The sequence below is a fragment of the Clostridium sp. UBA6640 genome, assembly GCF_002455975.1.
Taxonomy (GTDB): domain Bacteria; phylum Bacillota; class Clostridia; order Clostridiales; family Clostridiaceae; genus Clostridium_J.
This window is the reverse complement of the sequence record NZ_DKLM01000105.1, coordinates 15,686-38,068: the sequence shown is the minus strand read 5'-3', so window position 1 is coordinate 38,068 and position 22,383 is coordinate 15,686. Positions and strand designations below refer to the sequence as shown.

General features: G+C 28.7%; 27 protein-coding genes. 2 read left to right on the top strand and 25 right to left on the bottom strand.

All coding sequences use genetic code 11. The annotated features are described in order from the left end of the window. Positions 1 to 231: 231 nt before the first annotated feature. From B2W91_RS11630 to B2W91_RS11510, 25 genes are all read right to left on the bottom strand, one after another. Positions 232 to 387 carry a hypothetical protein gene (locus B2W91_RS11630; protein WP_291581040.1) on the bottom strand — a complete coding sequence of 52 codons (156 nt, stop codon included), beginning with the start codon at positions 385 to 387 and terminating at the stop codon, positions 232 to 234. 61 nt (positions 388 to 448) lie between these two features. Beyond that, on the bottom strand, positions 449 to 832 hold the full coding sequence (locus B2W91_RS11625; protein WP_291581038.1) for a VOC family protein: 384 nt from the start codon (positions 830 to 832) through the stop codon (positions 449 to 451). A gap of 256 nt (positions 833 to 1,088) precedes the next feature. After that, a complete protein-coding gene (locus tag B2W91_RS11620) occupies positions 1,089 to 1,658 on the bottom strand; it encodes a GNAT family N-acetyltransferase (RefSeq protein ID WP_291581035.1) in 570 nt (189 codons plus the stop codon). A gap of 187 nt (positions 1,659 to 1,845) precedes the next feature. After that, a complete protein-coding gene (locus B2W91_RS11615) occupies positions 1,846 to 2,601 on the bottom strand; it encodes a Nif3-like dinuclear metal center hexameric protein (RefSeq protein ID WP_291581033.1) in 756 nt (251 codons plus the stop codon). Positions 2,602 to 2,618: 17 nt separating this feature from the next. Beyond that, positions 2,619 to 3,224 carry an SGNH/GDSL hydrolase family protein gene (locus B2W91_RS11610; protein WP_291581030.1) on the bottom strand — a complete coding sequence of 202 codons (606 nt, stop codon included), beginning with the start codon at positions 3,222 to 3,224 and terminating at the stop codon, positions 2,619 to 2,621. A gap of 9 nt (positions 3,225 to 3,233) precedes the next feature. Beyond that, positions 3,234 to 3,698, bottom strand: coding sequence for a GNAT family N-acetyltransferase (locus B2W91_RS11605; RefSeq protein ID WP_291581028.1), 465 nt, complete (start codon positions 3,696 to 3,698; stop codon positions 3,234 to 3,236). 71 nt (positions 3,699 to 3,769) lie between these two features. Next, positions 3,770 to 4,666, bottom strand: coding sequence for a GNAT family N-acetyltransferase (locus B2W91_RS11600; RefSeq protein ID WP_291581026.1), 897 nt, complete (start codon positions 4,664 to 4,666; stop codon positions 3,770 to 3,772). Positions 4,667 to 4,754: 88 nt separating this feature from the next. Beyond that, positions 4,755 to 5,657 carry an alpha/beta hydrolase gene (locus B2W91_RS11595; RefSeq protein WP_291581023.1) on the bottom strand — a complete coding sequence of 301 codons (903 nt, stop codon included), beginning with the start codon at positions 5,655 to 5,657 and terminating at the stop codon, positions 4,755 to 4,757. 41 nt (positions 5,658 to 5,698) lie between these two features. Then, complete coding sequence (locus B2W91_RS11590; RefSeq protein ID WP_291581021.1) at positions 5,699 to 6,220, bottom strand: DNA topology modulation protein; 522 nt, start codon at positions 6,218 to 6,220, stop codon at positions 5,699 to 5,701. A 59-nt stretch (positions 6,221 to 6,279) separates the two neighbouring features. Beyond that, complete coding sequence (locus B2W91_RS11585; protein WP_291581019.1) at positions 6,280 to 6,852, bottom strand: GNAT family N-acetyltransferase; 573 nt, start codon at positions 6,850 to 6,852, stop codon at positions 6,280 to 6,282. Between the two features lie 17 nt (positions 6,853 to 6,869). Continuing rightward, positions 6,870 to 7,307 (bottom strand): GNAT family N-acetyltransferase, encoded by a 438-nt coding sequence (locus tag B2W91_RS11580; RefSeq protein ID WP_291581016.1) that lies wholly within the window; start codon positions 7,305 to 7,307, stop codon positions 6,870 to 6,872. Positions 7,308 to 7,427: 120 nt separating this feature from the next. Next, entirely contained in the window at positions 7,428 to 7,604 is a 177-nt protein-coding gene (locus tag B2W91_RS11575) for a GNAT family N-acetyltransferase (RefSeq protein ID WP_291581015.1), read from the bottom strand. 29 nt (positions 7,605 to 7,633) lie between these two features. After that, positions 7,634 to 7,915 carry a hypothetical protein gene (locus B2W91_RS11570; protein WP_291581013.1) on the bottom strand — a complete coding sequence of 94 codons (282 nt, stop codon included), beginning with the start codon at positions 7,913 to 7,915 and terminating at the stop codon, positions 7,634 to 7,636. 17 nt (positions 7,916 to 7,932) lie between these two features. Continuing rightward, the gene (locus tag B2W91_RS11565; protein ID WP_291581011.1) at positions 7,933 to 8,370 is read right to left on the bottom strand and encodes a GNAT family N-acetyltransferase; all 438 of its coding nucleotides are present in this window, start codon (positions 8,368 to 8,370) and stop codon (positions 7,933 to 7,935) included. A 120-nt stretch (positions 8,371 to 8,490) separates the two neighbouring features. After that, positions 8,491 to 9,096 carry a GNAT family N-acetyltransferase gene (locus tag B2W91_RS11560; protein ID WP_291581008.1) on the bottom strand — a complete coding sequence of 202 codons (606 nt, stop codon included), beginning with the start codon at positions 9,094 to 9,096 and terminating at the stop codon, positions 8,491 to 8,493. Positions 9,097 to 9,111: 15 nt separating this feature from the next. Next, positions 9,112 to 9,564: a GNAT family N-acetyltransferase gene (locus tag B2W91_RS11555; RefSeq protein WP_291581006.1), complete on the bottom strand. Its 453-nt coding sequence runs from the start codon at positions 9,562 to 9,564 to the stop codon at positions 9,112 to 9,114. Between the two features lie 20 nt (positions 9,565 to 9,584). Then, positions 9,585 to 10,370, bottom strand: a complete 786-nt coding sequence (locus tag B2W91_RS11550; protein ID WP_291581003.1) for a GNAT family N-acetyltransferase — start codon at positions 10,368 to 10,370, stop codon at positions 9,585 to 9,587. Positions 10,371 to 10,537: 167 nt separating this feature from the next. Continuing rightward, the gene (locus B2W91_RS11545; protein WP_291581000.1) at positions 10,538 to 11,527 is read right to left on the bottom strand and encodes an alkaline phosphatase family protein; all 990 of its coding nucleotides are present in this window, start codon (positions 11,525 to 11,527) and stop codon (positions 10,538 to 10,540) included. A 248-nt stretch (positions 11,528 to 11,775) separates the two neighbouring features. Next, positions 11,776 to 12,336, bottom strand: a complete 561-nt coding sequence (locus tag B2W91_RS11540; protein WP_291580997.1) for a GNAT family N-acetyltransferase — start codon at positions 12,334 to 12,336, stop codon at positions 11,776 to 11,778. Between the two features lie 25 nt (positions 12,337 to 12,361). Continuing rightward, positions 12,362 to 13,564 carry an alpha/beta hydrolase-fold protein gene (locus B2W91_RS11535; protein WP_291580994.1) on the bottom strand — a complete coding sequence of 401 codons (1,203 nt, stop codon included), beginning with the start codon at positions 13,562 to 13,564 and terminating at the stop codon, positions 12,362 to 12,364. Continuing rightward, positions 13,561 to 14,058, bottom strand: coding sequence for a GNAT family N-acetyltransferase (locus B2W91_RS11530; protein WP_291580991.1), 498 nt, complete (start codon positions 14,056 to 14,058; stop codon positions 13,561 to 13,563). The genes B2W91_RS11535 and B2W91_RS11530 overlap by 4 nt, the downstream gene beginning before the upstream one ends. A 452-nt stretch (positions 14,059 to 14,510) precedes the next feature. Next, complete coding sequence (locus B2W91_RS11525; RefSeq protein ID WP_291580988.1) at positions 14,511 to 15,398, bottom strand: GNAT family N-acetyltransferase; 888 nt, start codon at positions 15,396 to 15,398, stop codon at positions 14,511 to 14,513. A 46-nt stretch (positions 15,399 to 15,444) separates the two neighbouring features. Next, on the bottom strand, positions 15,445 to 17,976 hold the full coding sequence (locus tag B2W91_RS11520; protein ID WP_291580985.1) for an ABC transporter permease: 2,532 nt from the start codon (positions 17,974 to 17,976) through the stop codon (positions 15,445 to 15,447). Continuing rightward, positions 17,973 to 18,656 carry an ABC transporter ATP-binding protein gene (locus tag B2W91_RS11515; RefSeq protein WP_291580983.1) on the bottom strand — a complete coding sequence of 228 codons (684 nt, stop codon included), beginning with the start codon at positions 18,654 to 18,656 and terminating at the stop codon, positions 17,973 to 17,975. The genes B2W91_RS11520 and B2W91_RS11515 overlap by 4 nt, the downstream gene beginning before the upstream one ends. 474 nt (positions 18,657 to 19,130) lie before the next feature. Next, a complete protein-coding gene (locus tag B2W91_RS11510; RefSeq protein WP_291580980.1) occupies positions 19,131 to 19,622 on the bottom strand; it encodes a hypothetical protein in 492 nt (163 codons plus the stop codon). 161 nt (positions 19,623 to 19,783) lie between these two features. Here B2W91_RS11510 and B2W91_RS11505 point away from each other — a divergent pair, with 161 nt between their 5' ends. Further along, positions 19,784 to 20,425, top strand: a complete 642-nt coding sequence (locus B2W91_RS11505) for a hypothetical protein (RefSeq protein ID WP_291580977.1) — start codon at positions 19,784 to 19,786, stop codon at positions 20,423 to 20,425. Positions 20,426 to 20,430: 5 nt separating this feature from the next. Further along, on the top strand, positions 20,431 to 20,949 hold the full coding sequence (locus B2W91_RS11500; protein ID WP_291580975.1) for a metallophosphoesterase: 519 nt from the start codon (positions 20,431 to 20,433) through the stop codon (positions 20,947 to 20,949). Positions 20,950 to 22,383: the final 1,434 nt, after the last annotated feature.

The window sequence follows — 22,383 nt, the reverse complement described above, 5'->3', positions numbered from 1 at the left end:
CAATTAACACCAAACGCAATAATTCATTAGCCCATTTTTCCGTTAATTCAAAATGAAATACATCTAAATATGTCGTTGTTTCATCTCTGCCTGTTTCCCTTAAAAATGTTTTCCAAAATATATCAATTTTTTCTTGTGAGTATTTTTCATTTTCCATTACTGCCAGCTCCTTGAATTTAACTATAAAATATAATCCAATTGTCCAATTAAAATTCTCGTTTCTTATTCTTCTTAAATTTTATCTTTTTTAAGATAACTAACTAAAATGAAATTATCAATATTAGAATTATATTCAATCCAAGGTTGAACATATCCTCTATCTCTATTATCTAAATATCTTATTGTCCATTCATCATCATTTAGCAAATCTCTATTTCCATGTAACATTGGGTAACATGCTGAATACACTGGATGAATTAAAGATAATATGCATGTACCATATTATTTCCTAATCTTCTTTTATACCAAACCCTATCCATCTACCATCAATATCCTCAACTACAAATTCTTTATTATGGTAATCCGTACAAAATAATGGGCGAACAATATTTGCACCCATATCTTGTAATTCTTCTTGTAATTTTTCCTGATTATCTGTTATAAAATATGCATCATAACCATATCCATATAGACTCCTATTCGGGATTACTTCTTGTCCATTTGATTTTGTTAATATAATTTCTGTAGAATCACGATATAAACAAATATGTGGTTCTTTTCCGCCAAGATATTGTACTGCTTTAAATCCCATTACTTTCTCATAGTAATCTGATGTATTTTTTATATTGGGTGTTGGAAACACACAATGTGACATATACAACATTTTTCCCATAATATTTATCCTTTCTAATAAATACTTTAATACATAACCTATATTACAATTGTGATTTAAACACGCTGACTTTACCCACATTATAATATATTTTCAAATTTATAAAGTTTATCTATAAAATATTGAAAGGTACTTTTGTTCTTTAGTTCATCATGAATAAAATAATAATTTAGAGCCATCTCTACAGTTTTTGTGCAAGATATAAGTCTAAATTTCATATAATTTCTTAGACAAATTGAAATTTAACAACTTCCAGCTATGCTAATTTGCCATAGTTGTTTTTCATATATAAACTTTTAGTTAATGCGTAAAGCTTGCTATCTTGAAAGCCAATATTGCAGTAGTAGTATTCTTTCGCATGACCTTCTAACATCATTCCGACTTTTTCTAGCACTCTGCCCGAAGCTTTATTATTCACAGAATGAGAAGCCTCAATTCTATTCAATCCAATTTCAATAAACATATATTGCAAAACTGTTTTTACAGCTTCAGTTGCATAACCGTTAGACCAAAAATTTCGTTCAATACAATAACCCATCACCGCTTTTTGGTCAAAATCATCAATCCCTACTATGCTAATAGAACCTATCAGTTCGCTATTTAACTCTATTCCCCATTGATATGTATGGTCAGATTTATAATCATCAAATACTTCAACAATGTAACCACGACTAAATCCTGAATTAGGATGAGGATTCCAGCGTTCATATTTACACACTTCTGGGTCACTCATCCACTTGTAAACCATATCAGCATCTTCTGGCAATATTTTTCGCAATACTAATCGCTCTGTTTTTAATATTTGTGTTCCTTTATGATTCAACATAATACTAAACTCCTCCCGTACATTATATAAATAATCTGTTTAGTATATCATACCAATAATCTTTACTTCACATTTTTACAAATGAGATTAAATGGAATATTTCAACCATATTGTAACATGGCTTCAAATATCATATTATTTAATTTTCAAAGAACATATTTCACTTTTAGGTCCTCTTATAATCATATTATTCAATGTGCTCTTCCTTTATCTTAATAATCTCTATCTCTGGATAAGTTCCCTTAAGTAGACTACATAAACTCTCCACTCCAAAGATTTCGGTGAATGTATGGCTTCCTACAATAAGATTTATATTTGCCTGCTTTGCATATTGAATTGTATATAATATCTTTTCTCCAGTAAAATATGCATCACATCCTAAATCCACAGCTTCCTTCATATCAATAGCTGAGAATCCTGCCCCTGTTACAACTCCTACTTTCTTAATTTTCTTATCATTATTCTTCCAAATACGAACTGACTCCTCTAATAGATTCTCTATGTTGTCTGTTAAAATCTGAAGACTTATAGGTTCATCTATTTCTCCAACTCTTCCGCTATAGAAGCCTTCCTCATGAGCAAACTTTTCTATAACTTTAAAACCTAATTTCTCAAGCAATGAAACATTTGTACCAAACTCAGCATCGTCTAAGGGAGCATGTATATAAAAATGAGATATATTATTCTCTTTTAGTATACTAAGAGCCTGCTTCTTCATTCCATCTATCCATTCCCATGCATCATGGTGAGTTATTAGTAGATCCACTTTATTAATAGCTGCTTCTCTAGCAGAGTCCGGAGTTAAATTAGTACAATATCCTATTTTTCTTATACTGTTTCCTCCTATATTAGTAAAGCCATATTCTCCTTTCCCCTCTACTAGATTTAGTTTTTCTTTTGTAAATACATCTATAATGAATTTTTCAAAATCTTTTATTAGCATAATTTTGCCTCCATCTCTTATATTGAATTTAAATATCCTGCAATAAAGGCCCCTTGTAATTTTCTAACTTCATCTTTAAAATGCACGTGATCGCAGTAAATATCTCTACCTAAATTTTTAGTAAAGTTATATAAATCTATAATTTTCACATTACTGTCTTTCATAACTGACGTTAAAACCTCATTATATTTTTCAACATCACTACTATATCTTAGAACTCCAGCTTTTCTTGCATTGTGAATTTCATCAATAATAGGTGTTAAGGATATCCATATAACTTCATTAGCCATTTTCTTCGAGATTTCAACAATGCTCTTTAGATTCCTTCTATATTCATCTATTTCAATTTGAACACTATTAGATTCTCTGTCCCTTCTAAGATCATGCATTCCGCAGTTTATTATTAGAACATCATATTTTCTTCCTAAGTTATACTCCTCTTGAAGATACTCTAAAACCATACTACTATCTCCCGCATTAGCTCCAACTGGCTTGTCTAAATCTATTAGAGCATGCTCTAATCCTCTTTTTCTATCATAGGCAAATTTGTTCTTTATCATTTCTCTAAGATATGGACCATAATGGATTGATATGCTGTCTCCTATTACAAATAAACTCCTCATAGCTTTCACCTATTCTTCCCAAGCCTTTCTCATTTCATAAAAGTCCTTGTCCTCACCATTTACATGCCACATAAACTCTTCACTAACTGTAAATCCTAATCTTTCGTAAACTTTTATTGCTCTTTGATTAAATCTAGCAACCAGTAAGGATATCTCAGTAAACTTATACTTTTCTCTTCCAAATTCTAAAAGGGCTGTTACTACTTCTACTCCCATGCCTTTACCTGTTAATGAAGGCTTCATTTGAACTCCAAATGAAACTCCTTCTTCATCAAATTCAAAGCAGCAGTTTCCTATTAATTCATTGTCCTCATTATATATAGCATAGGTATTCTCTTCTTTATGAAGATTTAGTGCCCATTCTTTTTTTAATTCTGTTTTGTCATTATCATAAAAGGAATACTCTCCTTCAAACTTCCAAGTAGCAACCTCTCTTGAATCAGCTTCTGTAGGTTTTCTAAATTCTAGATTCATTTACGGTTCCTCCAATACATATTTAACTCTTTTTACTAAGCCTTAAAAAACATCCCTAATCCACTAACAATTTACCTTATATCATAGTTATAGCAAATTACTACTTTATCCTTATAAAAACCTTCCTTAAGATATAAACTTAAAGCCTTATCATTTTCTCCATTCACAGTGAGCATCCCCCTATCTATACCAAGAGTTTTTCCATGGTGCAAAGCTGATCTTAAAAGGTTTCTTCCAAGAGCTTTTCCTTGATACTCAGGCTTTACTGCTAGAGAATATATAAATGCATATTCTATGCTCTCTTCAATCTCACTTGACACACCCACTATTCCAACTGGCTCATCATGGTTATATAGAATTTTCATACCTCCTGGTAATAAGTCTCCATCATATTGCATTTCACTTATCATTTCAGGAGTTCTAGGTGTTTCACTACCTTTAAGTTTTGCAAATCCTGCATTTCTAACTTCACACCAATGCTCCTCATCTCTATTAAAATCAAAAGTTTTTAAATTAAACCCTTCAGGAAATATTGATTCTGCTATAGGCTTTATATCTCTTTTAAGATGAAAGGAATATCTTTCAATATAAAAATTCAAACTATTAAGAATATTTATAGTATCTTTCTCCTCTTCTTTGGCAAAAACAAATATCTTATTTATATCTTCTGTATGTTTTAATATTGCTCTTAGCAGCTTTCTGTAATATTCTACATTATTTGTTATGCTATGAAATATTCTAAATCTACCCCTTTTACCTTTTTTATAATATTCATCAATAATAAGAGAAGCTACTCCAATAATATTCTCTTCCTCATCCATTAAAAGGTAGGTTGGGTTTTCTTCACCAAGTTTAAACTTTTCTAAATCCTCATCATATAAGAAGCTATCATCTACTTCTTTTCTATGACTCTTACAATAACTTATGAAACCTCCCATTCTTTCTTGTGATAAATTCTCAATTTTCATTTTATACCATCCTTTATTGATAATATGACTTTTAATCTACTGCTTCCCTAATATGTAATCTAAATAGCCAGATATATACTTTTAATAGCTACAATACTTTATCAATAGTTTCTAAAATTATCTCTGGATAACCTTTATGAACATTATGCCCTGAACCTTTAGCCAAGATTAGTTCTGATTTTGATGAATAATTTAGTTTTTCTCTATTCAACTCTTGAAGTAAATTTTCAAAAGTTCTCGCTTCAGCTTCCGGTATTCCAACCTTTATTAATTTATTTATTTCTATGTCTTCATCTCTTACTATTGATTTTATTGGCATATCCTTTAACATTTCTATAGACAGCTTCTCTATCTCTATCCCACTGTCTATCATATTTTCGAGTTCAGAACTTTGAGCTCTGTAAAACTTAGAACTAGTTAAAGCTTTTCTTATACTTTCCTGAATTTCTTTCGAAAATCCACTATTATAACCTAAAATGCTTGGATTAATTTCTTTTTTAAGCTCATCCTCATTGATATTACCTAGCTTCTTTAATCTTTCTATTGCCTTAACTGTAGGATATTTTTCTTGTATGGATTGGAGCTGTCTTTTTAAATTTTCTACTTTATACATTTCTACTGGAGATGAGTCCACCAAAACTAAAGCCTTCACCATTTCTGGATATAATTTTGCAAAGTTGAGCACACACATTCCTCCAAAAGAATGTCCTACTAATATTACTGGTTCATTGATACCTTTTTTTGCTAACAATAATTTTAAATTTTCAGCTACTCTTCTTGTTGTGCATTTCTCTTTTGCTATTGAACTGTTTCCATAGCCCTCTCTATGATATAAAATTACTGTTGCTTTCTTAGAAACTTCTTTTGCTATATCATACCAATCATAAAATAGAGATCCAAGCCCTGTTTCAATCACTACAACTTGTTCACCTGTACCTTGAATAAAACCTTCTAATATTGCATCTCCTATATTTATTAATTCTATGTCCATGCTAACCCGCCTTTATTTATTATTATTTTTCAAAAAATAGCTTATATATTTCTTCTTTTCTTTATCTGATTAATACAGAACTCTATATCCTCTTTATTCTTTAAACAATATACTTCTTTTCCCTCTGATTTTTCTTCTATTTCTTTTAATATAGTAGGTTTACTATCTTTATGGAAATTCCATATCCATTTTATAAATTCCCAGTCTATTTTCTCGTTACATCCTACTGTCAAGTCACTTCTTGTTTTGCCACTATATTTAAATCTTCTCTTAACTACCCTATATAAACATTTCCCCCTTGGCACATCAATAAAAATTATTGTATCAGCAGTATTAAGTCTTATATCTAAAACTCCACTATAATTTCCATCCATAATCCAAGATTCTTTTTCAACATAACTTTTAACTCTCTCGCTAAATTTTTCACTAGGAACCTTAACCCATCCTGGCGCCCAAAACAAAGTATCTAAATGAATTACCTCTATGCCAGTTATTTCTCCTATACTCTTAGCTAATGTGGATTTTCCTGAATCTGGTGAACCTAAAATCATTATCCGTTTCATATTCATGACCTCTAAATTTCATAAGTATAATTTTAATTACTCCTACTTAATCTTTATTTTTAGCATAGTTCAAGCTTTTCATCTATCTCATCAAATTCTTCACTAGTCATTCCATAGATTACTTCATCATAATAGTTTCCATTGGTATATATCATTCTTCTAATTACCCCTTCCTTTTTAAATCCTAAGGCTTCATGGAGCTTCATTGATCTTTCATTGAAGGAGTACACATAAACGGTAGCCTTTTGATATCTTAATTCTCTAAAATAATATCTTAGTATTATTTTTATAGTTTCCTTTGCATATCCATTTCCCCAGTATTCTCTTGATATACCTAACCCATATCCAAAGGTTCCTATTCTACTATTACAATTTATAATATTTATATTTCCTACTGCTATTCCATCGCTATTTTCTATAATCCATGTAAATTCATCATTTTCTGGTGCTGTTTTTGACTTTTGTTCAACCATATTAGCCATTGCTTCACAGTTTCTTGGAAAATGTATTTCATCACAGTATCTATCAGCTTCACAATCATAATCATAGGACCATTTGTAATAACTTTCTGCATCTTTTAATTCTACTGCTCTAAGTCCAACTTTTTCACCTTTCCAAAAATTATAGTTCATAATATTTTCTCCTTTAACTATAATTGAATCTCCATAACCACTTCTCCCCAAGCTATTTCTCCAGTTTTTCTAAATCCTATGCTTTCATATAGCTTATCAGCAACAGTATTTTCTGGCTCAAAGCTTGTACATAATGTTATATTTCCTTTCTCTTTTTTCATTAAATCTATAAATAATTCTATAGATTTTTTTCCGTATCCCCTACCTTGATGCTTCTTATCCATCATTAGTCTGCACATCCACCATTTGTTAGTATCTTCATCAAAGCTATACATTAAAAATCCCACCATGGCTTCTCCATCATATATACCCATTGGATAACAATAATCCTCATATTTGGATTCCAATAATGAATAGTAATTTGAAGCTACAAATTTTCTTTGGCTCTCTTCTACTTGAAGTTCAATGCACTCTTCCCAGTTGTCTCTATTAATTTCTTTTAAAATAATTTCCATTCTTATCTCTCCTTAATATATCTTCTGTACCTGCTTGTACAGAAGTTGATTTTAATTGTTTTATAACCTACATATAAATAATACGTCTTTAATCTTTCATTTAATTTACATCTCCATAAATTATAATAAGCTCTTTAAATCCTCATCATGATTTGCATATAATTGTTTAAATTCATTCTCTAAAATACTCATTATAATTTCATTATGATATTTACGATTAAAGTATAAACTATCTCTTCTAATTCCTTCCTTTTTAAATCCTAAGGCTTCATGGAGCTTCATTGAAGGAGTACACATAAACAGTAGCCTCTTGATATCTTAATTCTCTAAAATAATATCTTAGTATTATTTTTATAGCTTCCTTTGCATATTGCTATTCCATCAATATTTTCTATAATCCATGTGAATGTATCATTCTCCGGTATTGCTTTTGTCTTCTTCTCCACCATATCGATCATTGCTTCACAATTTCTTGGAAAATGTATTTCATCACAGTATCTATCAGCTTCACAATCATAATCATATGACCATTTGTAATAATTTTCTGCATCTTTTAATTCTACTGCTCTAAGTCCAATTTTTTCACCTTTCCAAAAATTATAGTTCATAATATTTTCTCCTTTAACTATAATTGAGTCTCCATAACCACTTCTCCCCAAGCTATTTCTCCAGTTTTTCTAAATCCTATACTTTCATATAATTTTTCAGCCACAGCATTTTCCGGTTCAAAGCTAGTATAAAGTTTTATATTTCCCTTTTCTTTTTTTAATAAATCAATTAATAATCCTATAGCTTTTCTTCCATATCCTTTATCTTGACATTGCTTGTCCATCATTAATCTATCCATCCACCATTTGTTAGCATCATTATCAAAGCTATACATTAAAAATCCCACCATGGTTTCTCCATCATATATACCCATTGGATAACAATGATCTTCATATTTAGATTGCAATAATGAATAGGAATTTGAAGCCACAAATTTTCTTTGATTCTCCTCTACTTGAAGTTTAATGCACTCTTTCCAGTTGTCTATGTTAATTTCTTTTAAAATAATTTCCATTCTTATCTCTCCTCAATATATCTTCTGTACCTGCTTGTACAGAAGTTGATTTTAATTGTTTTATAGCCTACAAATGAACAATGTAGTTTTAACTTTTAATTAAATTTATATTTTTGTGAATTACAATAAGCTCTTCAAATCCTCATCATAATTTGTATATAATTGTTTAAATTCCTCTTCTAAAATACTCATTATAATTTCATTATGATATTTATGATTAAAGTATAAACTATCTCTTTTAATTCCTTCCTTTACAAATCCTAATTTTTCATAAACATTTATTGCTCTTTTATTAAATTCGAATACATTTAATTCAATTCTATGAAGATTAAACATTCCAAAACCATAGTTTAGTGCTAAAATCATAGCTTCACTTCCATATCCTTTATTAAAATCTTCTTTTTTATTAATACCTATTCTTATATTAGCACTTCTATCTTTTACACTTACCTCACTGATAACAACTTCGCCAACGATTTCGTTAGAATCTTTAGAAAATATTAAAAAATCTACTCGATTGCTATCATTTTCAATTGCATTTAAGAAACTTTCTAAATTAGATTTCGTATAAAACTCTTTTGTTCCAGTAAAAACATTTGATTCGATGCTGGCATTTTTAAAACATTCACAGTATTCCTCAAGATATTCGCTTCCTAACTTTTTTAAATAGACCAAGTTCCCTCTTAACTCTAAAAAATTTATCATTTCTAATTTACATATTCCCATGTTTTACTCCCCTTCCTATTCAATTTCTAATTTATAAAAAATCTCATCATCCGCTTCAAATCCAGTAATAAACTGCTTAAAGCCTAAAGCAGAGTAAAGCTTTTCTGCTGATTTACTCTTTGGATGAAAACTTAAACAAATCCCATCACATTTAGTTTCTTCTTTAATTTTTTCTATTAATTTTTCTAGTGCATATTTACCGTAACCTTGTCCTTGATGTTTTTCATCAATCATATATCGAATCAACCATATTTCTTTATCCCTCTCATCTTCTGGACCATACATAGAAAATCCAATAATATCTTCATCTTTATATATACCTAAAGTTGTCCACTTAGGATAAAACTTAGATTCTGCAATTGAAATCAAGTTAGAATGTGGTAAATATGTCTCTTGTTCCTTAGATATCTTTAGAGCAATAGCTTCTCTCCAATTATCTGCTGTAATATTTTTAAAATATATATTCAATATATTATCCCCACTTCCTATTATTTCTGAATAAACTCTACCTTTAGTAGACGGGTTCTTGTTACAAATCCACAGCTCTCTAAGGTCTTTTTAGAGTTAATGTTATAATACCAACAACCACATATAGGAATTTCCCCATTTTCATAACATAATTTTTTTAGCTTAGTTATTATGGCTTTGCCTATGCCCTTTTTTCTATATGCCACACTTGTGAACATTCCTATGCTTGTGTAGCCATGTAATACTTGTCCTTTTTCAGTTATACCAAAGCCTAAAACCTCTTCTCCTTCAGCAAAGATAAATATTTCTTTCTCCTCAACTTGCTTAGGAACGTCCTCAAAAAAATCTCCACTGATTTGATTTATTATTTCTATGTCTTCACTTTCTGCTAATCTCAAAACTCCTCCGCCATAGGGCTTCACTGGTTCAGTATTCTCTTTATTATCTTGAAAAAAGTATGCTTGATTTTTTATCTCCTTATTTTCTACATCACAAATGCAGCTCAAAAATACTTCATCTGCAGTACATACATAAGCTCCTTCTATTGAAAATTTATCAAGTATACCACTAAAAACTTCTTGCGCATATTTTAAATATTTAAATTTCACATAAAATTGAGTTAATAGCTTTTTTTCAAAAATTGAGAAATAGCCTATGTCTACTGAATCTTTAACTATCTTATAAAAACCTGATGCCATTATATGGTCTTCTAAAAAGGAATCAAAGGGTGATGACAGTGTCTTTGTATATTCCGCCATTAATTCTGAAATCTTTTCAATGGTTGTAGGTTCAAATTTAAAATTCATATAGTATTCTCCTTATATTATCTTTAGCGAGAGAGTGTATAATGAGTACCAAATTCCCACTAAAACTAACTTCCTTTCATTTTATACTATTTTCTACGTATAACATATTAATAACTTTGTTGATAGTTCGTCATATTAGAATATTGCGAAACAACTTTTGATAATACTCATTTTTTACATATTGCTATAAGTGGTATCTTCATTTCCTGTTCCGTCATTCCAGCATGATTGGAAACAAATTGATTTGATTTTTGGGAATATACAATACCTTTGTCACTAATTGCTACTGCTAAATAATCTCCTATGAATTCTTCAAACTTAGGATGTATCTTTCCAACACCAAATATATTCTTTTCGATAACTTCTTCTTTTGAGTACAATAAAAAGTCGTTGCCAAAATTATAATTGAATTCAGTGGGGAAATCATTCAAATATTCATCTTTTATATAGAAAGCTGTAGCTCTTGTTTCGATAGAAGTTGGGCGTTTTAACATAGTAATTAACTTAGGATAATCACTCAAAATATAATGTTTCAAATTACAATGCCCATGGTCTGCAGTAACTATAACCACTGTATCATATAATTTTTTGCACATATCCGCTATTTTTTCTTCGAGTTCTTTTATATTCTCAGTAACCAGACTGTTGTAGCAACCAAACTCATGCATTAAGCTATCAGGATTTTCCCAATATCCATATATGTATTTCTTCTCGGAGGTAGCACACAACCGTTCTACTTCATGGGTCAATTCATCAAATGTGTTTATTTTATTACTTCCGAATTTCGATACACTATATGCGTTAGCTTTCCCAGCATCTCTTATTTTTTCGTAAATACTTTTATACGGTATAGATTGACTGGCAACATGATAATCCTCCGCCTGAATTTCTGTGTCTTTTTCCGTATTAATAAATGCGTTTACAATTTTATTTATTTCACTAAAATACAAACTCCATCCTAGCCACCCATGTTCCAAAGGGGTTAAACCACTTTCAATAGATGTAGTTGCTGATGTAGTAGTTGGAGGAAACACAGATGAATACTCTTTAATCAAATTCTTTCGAAAAAAACCATTTTCCGATAAATGATACTGTAATGTATCAACCCCTAATCCATCCAATAGCAAGATAACTACATTTTTATATTGATATTTCAAAAGCTCATCCACTTCTTTTAGTGTACTATGTTCGCTCTCAGCACCAAAATATTCTAAGATAGAGCAAGCAAGATTCACGATACTATTATTATAATCAACAAACATATTTTTCTCCCTCTACTTTTAACAGCTTATTATAAATAATCTTTAGTTCACCATTATTTACGATTTCGACTTACTCAATCTTTTTAGCTTTCGCCATTTTAAACTTCATCTGAAACTAAAAATTAGCTTTATAGCTCGCTGCTCTAATTATTTACTATCCCAAATATCAGTCTATCCTCATATTCATTCGTCGCCATATTATAGGCTGACTCTTTTCTAAGTCCTTTTTTTAAAAATCCAAGTTTTAAACATAACTTTATTGAGGCAATATTATCAGGATGTATGGATGCTTCAATTCTATGTAAATTTAAAGTTTTAAATCCATAATTAATAACCTTTTCTCCTACCTCACTCATTATGTTTTTTCTCCAATATTTCTTATTAAGCATATATCCTATAGTTGCACTTGAATTATTCCTATCAAAATTATTAAGTGTAATTAATCCTAGAACCTTATCTGTTTCCTTTTCTGCAATACACCATCTAACAAATCTTTTTTCATTAAAGCCTCTCAAAAAAGCTTCTACAGATTTTTTTGCCTGTTCAATAGTGGTCATAGGATTAGTTTGCTGATATCTAACTGCTTCTTTCTCAGAATATATATCATATATCTCACCATGATCTCCATATTTTACTTCTCTTAAAATAAATCTGTCCGTTTCAAGTATTGGAAAGATTTCGAACATTAAATCTATATAATTCATATTTTCATTATCCTTTCTGCTCAGGCTACATTCCAATTAAAGCTATAAGTCCTGTAGCTAGTGTTTCACCCCAGCCTAAATAATCATGTCCTGATGGAAAATTTTCATAAGCTACACTATATCCCTTATTTAGTAAGACATCTCGCATATTATTTATCACTTCCATCATTATAGGTTCGTCATCATATGGATGATTTTCTAATAATCCTGCATTTAAATAAAATTTTATAGGCAGCCTATCATTATTTTCATACTCTTTAGTAAGCCATTGATTTTCATACCAATAAGAGCCTGATTGAGAAAGTACATTGCCAAATATATGAGGATTTTTATAAGCTATGTGTGTAGCTGTTAACCCTCCAAGACTAACTCCTCCTATAATTCTCTCCTTCGGATTTTTACTTATATTATAATTTTCATAAATCCATGTTATTAATTCTTCAGATAAAAAGTCAGATAACTTTTCATTACAGGTAAGTTCCTCATATCTATTCTCTTTGCTTTCAACAAATACACAAACCATTGGAGAAATTCTTTCATCATTTATTAAGTTATTAAATACAGTTTCAGCACCCATATTCATATATTCAAAGCCATCAGTAAGAACTAACAAATTATATGGACTCCCATCATTTCTATAATTCCATGGAGTATAAACCCATATTCTTCGAGTATCTCCTAAAATTTCACTATAAAATCTATTTGATTTAATTTTTCCACTTTTAACTGACTCTCTAGATACTGTCCAAAATTCTTCTTCAACCTTAGGTAATTTTACTAATGAAAATTTCTGCTGTTTATCTTCTGGATTTTCTTCATCCTCTGCAAATTGAAATATATTAGGATTTAATGGATCTACAATTGAATTCTTCTTTATATTTTTATAGTTGTTGTCAAATTTATAATTTAAAGAAAAGTTATACTTAAATTTTACATCATTCCTAACTTTATAGGTTCTAAACCATATATCAGTGCCTTCAATATGCTCCATTATATTTTCCGAATAACGAAAGCCTGGAACTCCCCCATAAATTAATATATTTTCTATATTTTCTGTATCTCTGTATAGAAAAGTTACTAATACATTACTATTATCTATTTCTTCCACTAAAGGTGTACCTATTCTTTCTATATCTAGCCAAAACTCTTCAATTGCACTATAATTTTCTTTTTCTATTTCTCTTAATAATTCACTTAATTTGCAACTTTTAAAATTACTCATACTCATAATAATTTTACCTTAGCATATAGTAGATTATCATAGTATTCTCCCTGAAACTCTAAAACTTTTCTAAGTTGCCCTTCTTTAACAAAATCATTTTTAATTGCAACTTTTTCACTAGCTTTATTTCTTGGGTCCATTCTTATTTCAAGTCTAACTAGATTTAGTTCTTCAAAGGCTATCTTCTCTAGTTTAACTACAACTTCTGATGCAATTCCTTTATCAAAGCAGTTTCTATCTACAAAATATCCAAGTTCTCCTATATGTGGTGACTCTCGAAATATTTTAATGTTACAACCTCCCACTAAAATTCCCCTGTAAATTATAGAATAATTATACTCAAGATTATTTTTTCTTTTGTACTCTCTTTTTTTAATCCATTTAATTTCTTCTTCAACATCCTCTGGAATAGCTGCATGATAAAATTCATACTTTCCATCTTTTAAAATTCTTAAATATTCTTCTGCTTCCTCTATTTTAGGATAACGAAGTTCAATCATTTTTCTCACCTCTTCATACATTCTCTTATTATTTACCTTTTCGATTAATATTTTTATAATTGATGCCTAATATGTTTACTTAAAATCTATGTAAAAATAAAATAGCTATATCCATTCCTCCTTAGAAATAGATATAGCTATTTTATTTATGCATATAAAAAGTCCTAGTAATACCCTAGGACTTAATCACAAACATAAAACCTTAAATTGCTTTTAAAAATCTATATTTTGAGGCAGGGTATAATTTGTATTTCTATTAAGTTTAGCTTCATGTAAATTATTATTATTTAACATTTTCCTACCTCCTTTTTATTGGTTATATTCCTATTATAGTTTTTAATTGCATTATTTGTCAACTATTATTTAATTAATTAATTATATAAATTTGATGTTTAAATATGAAATAATGAATTTTTATGAAATACATATATATTTAAAATAGTATTATATTTTTATAAACTTGTTTTTTTCATATATGCTTTTTCTGCCAAGCTTATAAAGCCCAACTTATCATAGAATATCTCCGCATCATTTCCTACAGTGACATTTAGTCTTATAGCTGGATAGCTGTTAGCTAAAACATCTAATGTCCTCTTCATAATATTAGTTGCTAATCCCTTACCTTGATACTCAGGATGAACAACGAAATCAAAAATATAAGGTAATTCGTTAACTAAGCTCACTGTACATGCACCAATTAATTTATTCTTTTTAACATCATAAATCAATGTAGACCAATCCATAGAAGCCTTCATAGCTTCTGCATGATTGAAATAAACCTTAACATTTTCTACTTGAAAATCATAGGACTGTGATGCAATATACAAAAGTTTATTTTTGCTGTAAGTTTCATAATAAAGTTCTGCCATTTCCTCAACATGTTTACGTTCTGGTATTGCAACCTTATATTGATCATCCCATATTATATCAAAATTGCTTGTAGCACAAGCCATAAGTTTGTCTACTCTCTGAAGTCCAAATCCAACAGCTTTATAGTAGTCAATTGAGTGTAAATCAGCATCTGGAACTATAATATCTTCATTTATGTCAGATATAGAGTGAGCATATGAAGTTAAAGCTTTAATTAAATCTTCCTTATTGTTAAATGGTGGTATTGTAAATATACATTTAATCATATTAGGCTTTATAAGTGCCCCGCCAATTCTTTTATTATTCCTTATTATCCAATAGCAGAAATCTATTTTTATATAACGATTGATTTCTCCTTGAAAACTTAATGGCATCCATTCATTAAAATTACTTAATCTGTAAATTGCATGATACCTGCTCCACTCCTCTGAATTAGCTTTGCAAATTTTATACTCTTTTAAATAACCCATAATATTACCTTACCCCCTATCCTAAGCTGCAATATAATATATATTTTTATTCAATAGCCCTAATAGCATTAACTATACTATTTTTAAATATTTTTCTCGAAGAGGTAAGAGCTGCTGTGACACAAGATATTGCTACTACTAGAAAAACACATAATATAGTTATGAATGGGAATCGCCATATCATTCCTGGCATAAAAACTTTTCGGGTACCTGCAAAAAATAAATAAGATAATAAAGTACCTACAGTTACTCCTATTATACTTCCAACTCCGCCGTAAATTAAGCTTTCATTTATGATAAGCTTCTTTAATTCACTATTACTCATTCCTACAGCTCTAAATACTGCAAATTCCTTTTTTCTTAGTGCCATACTTGTTCTCATTATTCCAAATATATTAGTTATACTTGATAAGGATGTTATAATAATAAAGCTATAAAAAAATATTCCTACTTTAAAGTACTGTTCTTTAGTTTTTGCTAACTCTTCTTTATAATCTTTTAAAATTAAAGTCCTATCGTTTTTTATATTATTAATTATATCTTTCTTTACTTCCATATAGCCATCTTTATTGTCTAGGTTTATTTCTACAGTACTATACCCATCAATATCTAAATATTTCTTTAGCATGGTATCACTCATTATGACTTCTGTATATATAGAATTATCCTTAGGTATATATTCTTTATTGTTTAAAATTGCTCCTATTGTTACTTCTAATTTAGCATTATCATTTATTGAATTTGAATAGACTCCTTTAGATATTGTAATTTTATCTCCTACTTTAAAATTAGTAAAGTTATTATACATTAGGTTTTGAACTAAGATACATATAGGTTCTTTTTCCATTAAATCTAAATCTATTTTTCCTTCTTTTATTTCTGATCTAAGTTTTTCTAACTCTCTTCTGCTATACCCTAATTCTGTTACTGTATTATATATTTGCCCTTTTTTATTAGCTTCTTTATAAAAATCAAATCTATTAGCTTTATCCTGAAAATCTTCAATACACTCTTTCGTAATCTTATCCCTAGATTCCGTTAAATAAATCCATCCACTATTTCTTATTGACTCATTTATGGAATCTTCACCGCAGATATTTTTTAAACTGTCAATTTGTTGGTCTTTTATTGGATTATACTTAAGGTTAGTTGTTTCTATTTTGAAATCTGCTCCAAAAGATTCCTTAAATCCATAGGATGGATCTTGCGAGTTCATAATGTAGTTTATAAACATAAATAGCACAACACTTATGATTATTGAAGTGGTGGTTATAATAAATCTTCCTTTATTTCTTTTTATATTACATAAAGATATGTCCCATAAAAATTTTTGGGTAGTACCACCTATTTCTTCATTATCTTTAAACCTTATACTTTCAATATCTAAATAATTTACACAATTTAATGCATCTATTGATGACATTTTAGATATTTTATTTGCTGAAGCTATACTTCCTATAATTACAGATAAAATGCCAAATATATAGGACATTTTTATAGCTTTGCTTGGTATATCTGATAAAGCATATTTGAAAGTTGTTCCACTTATGATACTTAAAGAAAACTTATAGAAAAATCCTCCTAATAATATTCCTAAAAATATAAAAATTACTCCTAATAGTATTCCTTCTCCAATTATTAGCCACTTAACCTGTTTTGGTGTCATACCTAATGCTTTAAACATTCCTATCTCTTGAGTTCTAAGCATAGTGGAGCCGTTAAACATATTATAAATAATTACAGTTGAAGTTATAGTAAGTATGAAATATAAAATAAATCCTATCTTATCCCAAGTTTTTAACCCCTTTAAAAGTAATTGTCTTATATAATTATCATTTGCAAAAGAATTATATTGTAAAAATAATTCTTTTGTATCTTTTATATTCGTATTTTCTTTTACTTTAATATAAATGAGATGTAGTATATCTTCTTTTTTGTAATCCCCTTTTGCAATAAGCATATTTTCAGCATAATGCTTAGTTACATATCCTACAGCATAATTTTCATTCTTAGGTATTTGTTCAAATGTTCCTACTAAGATAAATTTCTCATTTATCTTAGCTATATCTAATTTATCTTTATTTTGTCCTTTTAGTTTTTCTCCTTCTTTTATTTCATAAGTTAAATTTATTTTGTCTCCTATTTTAGGTACTGGGTTTAAATTATTAATCATCCAGCTATCTAGTGCTATTTCATTGTCACTACTTGGATACTTTCCATCTACTAATGTAAATTTAAATATATCTGGTCCTCTATTATCTATACCAACTAGCTGAATTCCATTTTTCTCATTTAACTTTATATGTTCAGATAAAATTATGGTATCACTTTTATCTTTAATAAAAGAAAAATTGTCTATATCTTTTAAAAGCTCATTATTAGAAGTGGTAATTTGTAGATCAAAATCTCCACCTGTTATTTCTAATATTTCTCTTTCTTTCTCTCTTTTAAAATCCTCTATAGTAAAGGTAAGTGATGTTATAAGAGCTGCACTTATCATTATGCTAATTCCTAAAAATAAACTTCTTTTCTTATTCCTTCTTATATATTTTAGTATTAAACTAAGTACTGCCTTCATGATTTCACCTTCTTCTCCTCTACAACATATCCATCTTCTATGGTTATAACTCTATCAGCTATAGATGATATATTATAATCATGGGTTACCATCACTAATGTTTGCTTATACTTTTTTATTGATTTTGTAATTAACTCCAAAACTTCTTTTCTATTTTTACCATCTAAATTTCCTGTTGGTTCATCTGCAAATATTATTTTTGGCTTTGCTACCAATGCTCGAGCTATAGCCACCCTTTGCTGCTGTCCCCCTGACAATTGTGAAGGAAGGTGTTTCCTTCTATCTTGCAAACCTAATATATTTAATACATCCTCCAAGTACTCTCCATCTACCTTTTTACCATCCATTAATAGTGGAAGTTTTATATTTTCCTCCATAGTTAATATAGGAATTAGGTTAAAAAATTGAAATATAAATCCTATATTTCTCCTTCTAAATATAGCTAAATTTCGTTCTCTCATGTTATATATATCTATATCTGATATATATACTTTTCCTGAAGATGGTCTATCTAGCCCTGCCATTAAGTGTAATAAAGTACTTTTCCCTGATCCGCTTGTCCCAACTACACAAATAAATTCTCCATCTTCAATAGTTAAATCTGTAGATTTTAAAGCTCTAACTTCATCATTACCTACTCCATAGATCTTTTGAAGCTTAGATGTTCTCAATACACTCATTTTTACACCTTCTTTTAATATCAAATTATAAACAAAAATAGTTAGCAAATCAGCGCTTAATACTAGCTATCTTATAACTATGGTAAATGATTACTAGAAAATGTAGCTTTTGTACTTACACCTTGAAATCAACTCCATAAATTTATATTATTCATGGCACACTCATAACTTTAGAAGCCATCTTTATATACCTTTGTATATAAAGAATTATTCAAAAATTTGTCAACTAAAAAGTTGAGTCTGTAAGAATAAAAAATCTTAAACTTTATTTTTATGCTATTGTTTAATTTAATTCTATACATGAATAATATTACATTTATTCATTATATTGTATATATACTATCATTGTCTTACTTATATTTCAATATATTGGGTAATTATTGCAACTAATTCTTATTATAGAAACTTAAATTTAACTTATACGCTATTTTGAATTCCATAAAAAAAAGCTGACAGATTTTATTCTGTCAGCTTTTAGTCTATAAATATTTCCCAATCTCCACATTCACATTGTATTATGTATAAAGTTCTTGAATCAAAGTCACTTTCTCCAAAATCCCTGTCTAAATCTTTTTCATCTTCTATATATCTATATCCACTATTAAAATTTTCATCATAACTATCTTCATCATAGTCGTCTTCATCATCATATTCTTCTAAATAATCACACTCATAACTTTCATCTTCACTTTTGTAATACAGCAATTCTTCATAAGTAGAACTGTCTTTTTTAATATCAAAATTTTCCAACTTATACACAGTAGACTGATTATCTTCACAACAATTATTTCGTGAAAGTTTTTTTACTTCAGCATATTCATTTTCAGCTCCAAACTGAACTGCTTCCAGTATTTCTTTCTCACTCATTGATAATTTTATCTTGTGCTCATAATCAGAGAACCCCTTAAATTTGTTTACAGGTAATTTTATTCTCTCATCTTCTGTTTCTAAAATTAAATATTCCAAGTACATCACTCCATTTAACTTTTTGTATAGTTATTTTAACATATTTTTTATGGTTTATACATTTATTTGAATTGTCTAATAAATTTATATATAAATGCATTTTTTTACCTAAAATAGCTAATAATAGCCTAATAAGACAACTGAGAAAAGGAGGAAAAATTATGGATATGACAGTATTTCTTAAAAATATATTTTCAATGATTTTACTTGCCTTAATTTTCATTATGATAAACTATTATATAAGTAAAAATATATATACATCTATCAGTCATTATTTTTCTTCCCTAAGTAAGAGAATTTTTTATTATATATTTTGGACTATTGCTCTTTGTTACGTTATTGGTGCTTTTGGTAAAGGTATTTTACCATATTATTTGCTTTTACCCATATTAACTATAGGATGTTTTTATTTAGGGGTTCTTTATTATTTAATATTATTCCTTCCCATCTTTGCATTAATAAAGTTTATATATAAAAAATTTGCTTCGAAATCTGAAAGATTAAGGGCATTCTTAAGAACAATATATCTTAATGGTGTCTTTGTTTTTATTATAATAGGTATTATTATTTCTCTTGGCTATTTTAATAGCCGTAATATAAAAACTACTACCTATAATGTAGATATTGCAAAGCCATCTAAGCTTAATACCTTAAAAGTGGTTTTTCTTTCAGATGTACATTTAGGTATAGGAATTAATGATAACGATTTTTTTAAGCTTATAGATAAAATAAATAAAGAAGATGTAGATTTAGTCTTGCTAGGGGAGATATTTTCGATGAATCCACGCCTAAAGAATACATAATAAAAATGAAGGAAGGATTAGCAAGTATTAAGAGTACATACGGCGTTTATGGTATTATAGGTAATCATGAATATCAATATGGAACCATAGAAGAAATTAAATCCAGTTATGAAGCCATAAATTTATTAATTGATGAATATATAAAAGTAGAAGATATTTACATAGTTGGTAGAAACGATTTTTCATCTACGGATATAACTTGCTTAAGAAAAGACTTATCTGATGTAATTTCTAATATAGATAAGAATAAACCAATTATACTATTAGATCATAAACCTCTGGATAGTGATTTAAATATAAAAAGCAATGTGGATTTACAGCTTTCTGGTCATACTCACAATGGTCAATTTTTTATTAATCAGATATTTGTAGACTTAATGTATCCTTATAGATATGGCCTTCATAAAATTGATGATTTTAATTTAATTGTGTCTTCTGGCTATGGTACTTGGGGACCACCTATAAGAGTGGCTTCAAATAGTGAGTTTGTAATAATTAATATTACCTTCAATAATAAATCATAATTAATCTTTCTTAAATTTATATTAAAATTAAGACATGGTAGTCATATCATGACATCCATGCCTTCAAAATAATTATCATAGAAAGCTATTTGCAGAAATATTTTCACACACTCAATTCCACACACTCAATTAAAAAAATACCCTGATTATCAGGGTACTTCATCAGTTATCTTTTATGCTTTTTATGATGTTTTTTATTTTTCTTTTTATCATTAGCTTTATTATGATTATTTTCATACCAATGTCTGTAATGAATACCATCCCAATCTTCTGACATTTTTTTATCCTCTTTTAAATATTCATAGCGATATTCATCTTTAGAGTCCCTATATTCTTTCCTACTATTACGTCCTATATCATCGTTACTTTCATTCTTTGCACAATATTCTTCCTCATCCTTACTTTCATTTTCCACGCTGGGTTCTGCCTTATGTCCATCTAAATTTTCCTCACAATATTCAATCACGTCCCCACTTTTACTTTCCCTATATTTTTCTCCTATTTCAGTTTCATCTTTATTTTCTGTATCTTCTTCTCTTTTTTTATTTTCATCTTTATTTTCTATGCATTTTTCTTCATTTTCTGTACACTCTTCTATTTTATATTCTTCCTCATTTTCTATGGGTTTTTCTTCTCCTCTATATTCATCTTCATTTTCCTCTATCTTATATTTCTCTTCATTTTCTGTACGTTCTTCTTCTATTTTATATTCTTCTTCATTTTTAGTGTCATTTTCTATTTCATTTTCACTTTCATATTCTGTATCGCAATTATATTCTTCATCTATATGTCTTTCATATTCAGTATAATCTTCCTCACTATAATTATTTAGAGCATAAAGATTAATCCTATTTTCAGTAATGTCCTCTTCTTGTATTTTTTTGTCTACATAATTATCTGGGATATTATCTTCCAATATTTCTTCATTATTTTTTTTACTATACTGTATTATGTGTTCTCTGGTATAGTTATCATAAAACTCTTCGTCTCTATAATTATCTATCTCATAATTCTCGAAATCATCATCATAGTAACCTCGTGCAAATTCAAATTCCTCACCATAGTCCATTGTAGTTATATTAGATACTTGAATGTTAGGTTCCCGTTTATATTCAAATTCATCAAATTCATTTGTAATTATATTAGATGTCTGAATGCTAGGTTCCCATCTATATCCAAAGTCATCAAATTCATTTGTAATCATATTAGATACCTGAATGTTAGGCCATATTTCATATCCAAAATCGTAAAAATTATTTGCAATTATATTAGATGTCTGAATTCTAGGTTCCCATCTATATTGAAAGTCATCAAATTCATTTGCAGTTATATTAGATACCTGAATACTAGGATTCACCCCATATTCAAAGTCATAAAAATCATTTCTAGTTCTATTGGATACTTGAATGTTAGGCTCCACTTCATATTCAAAGT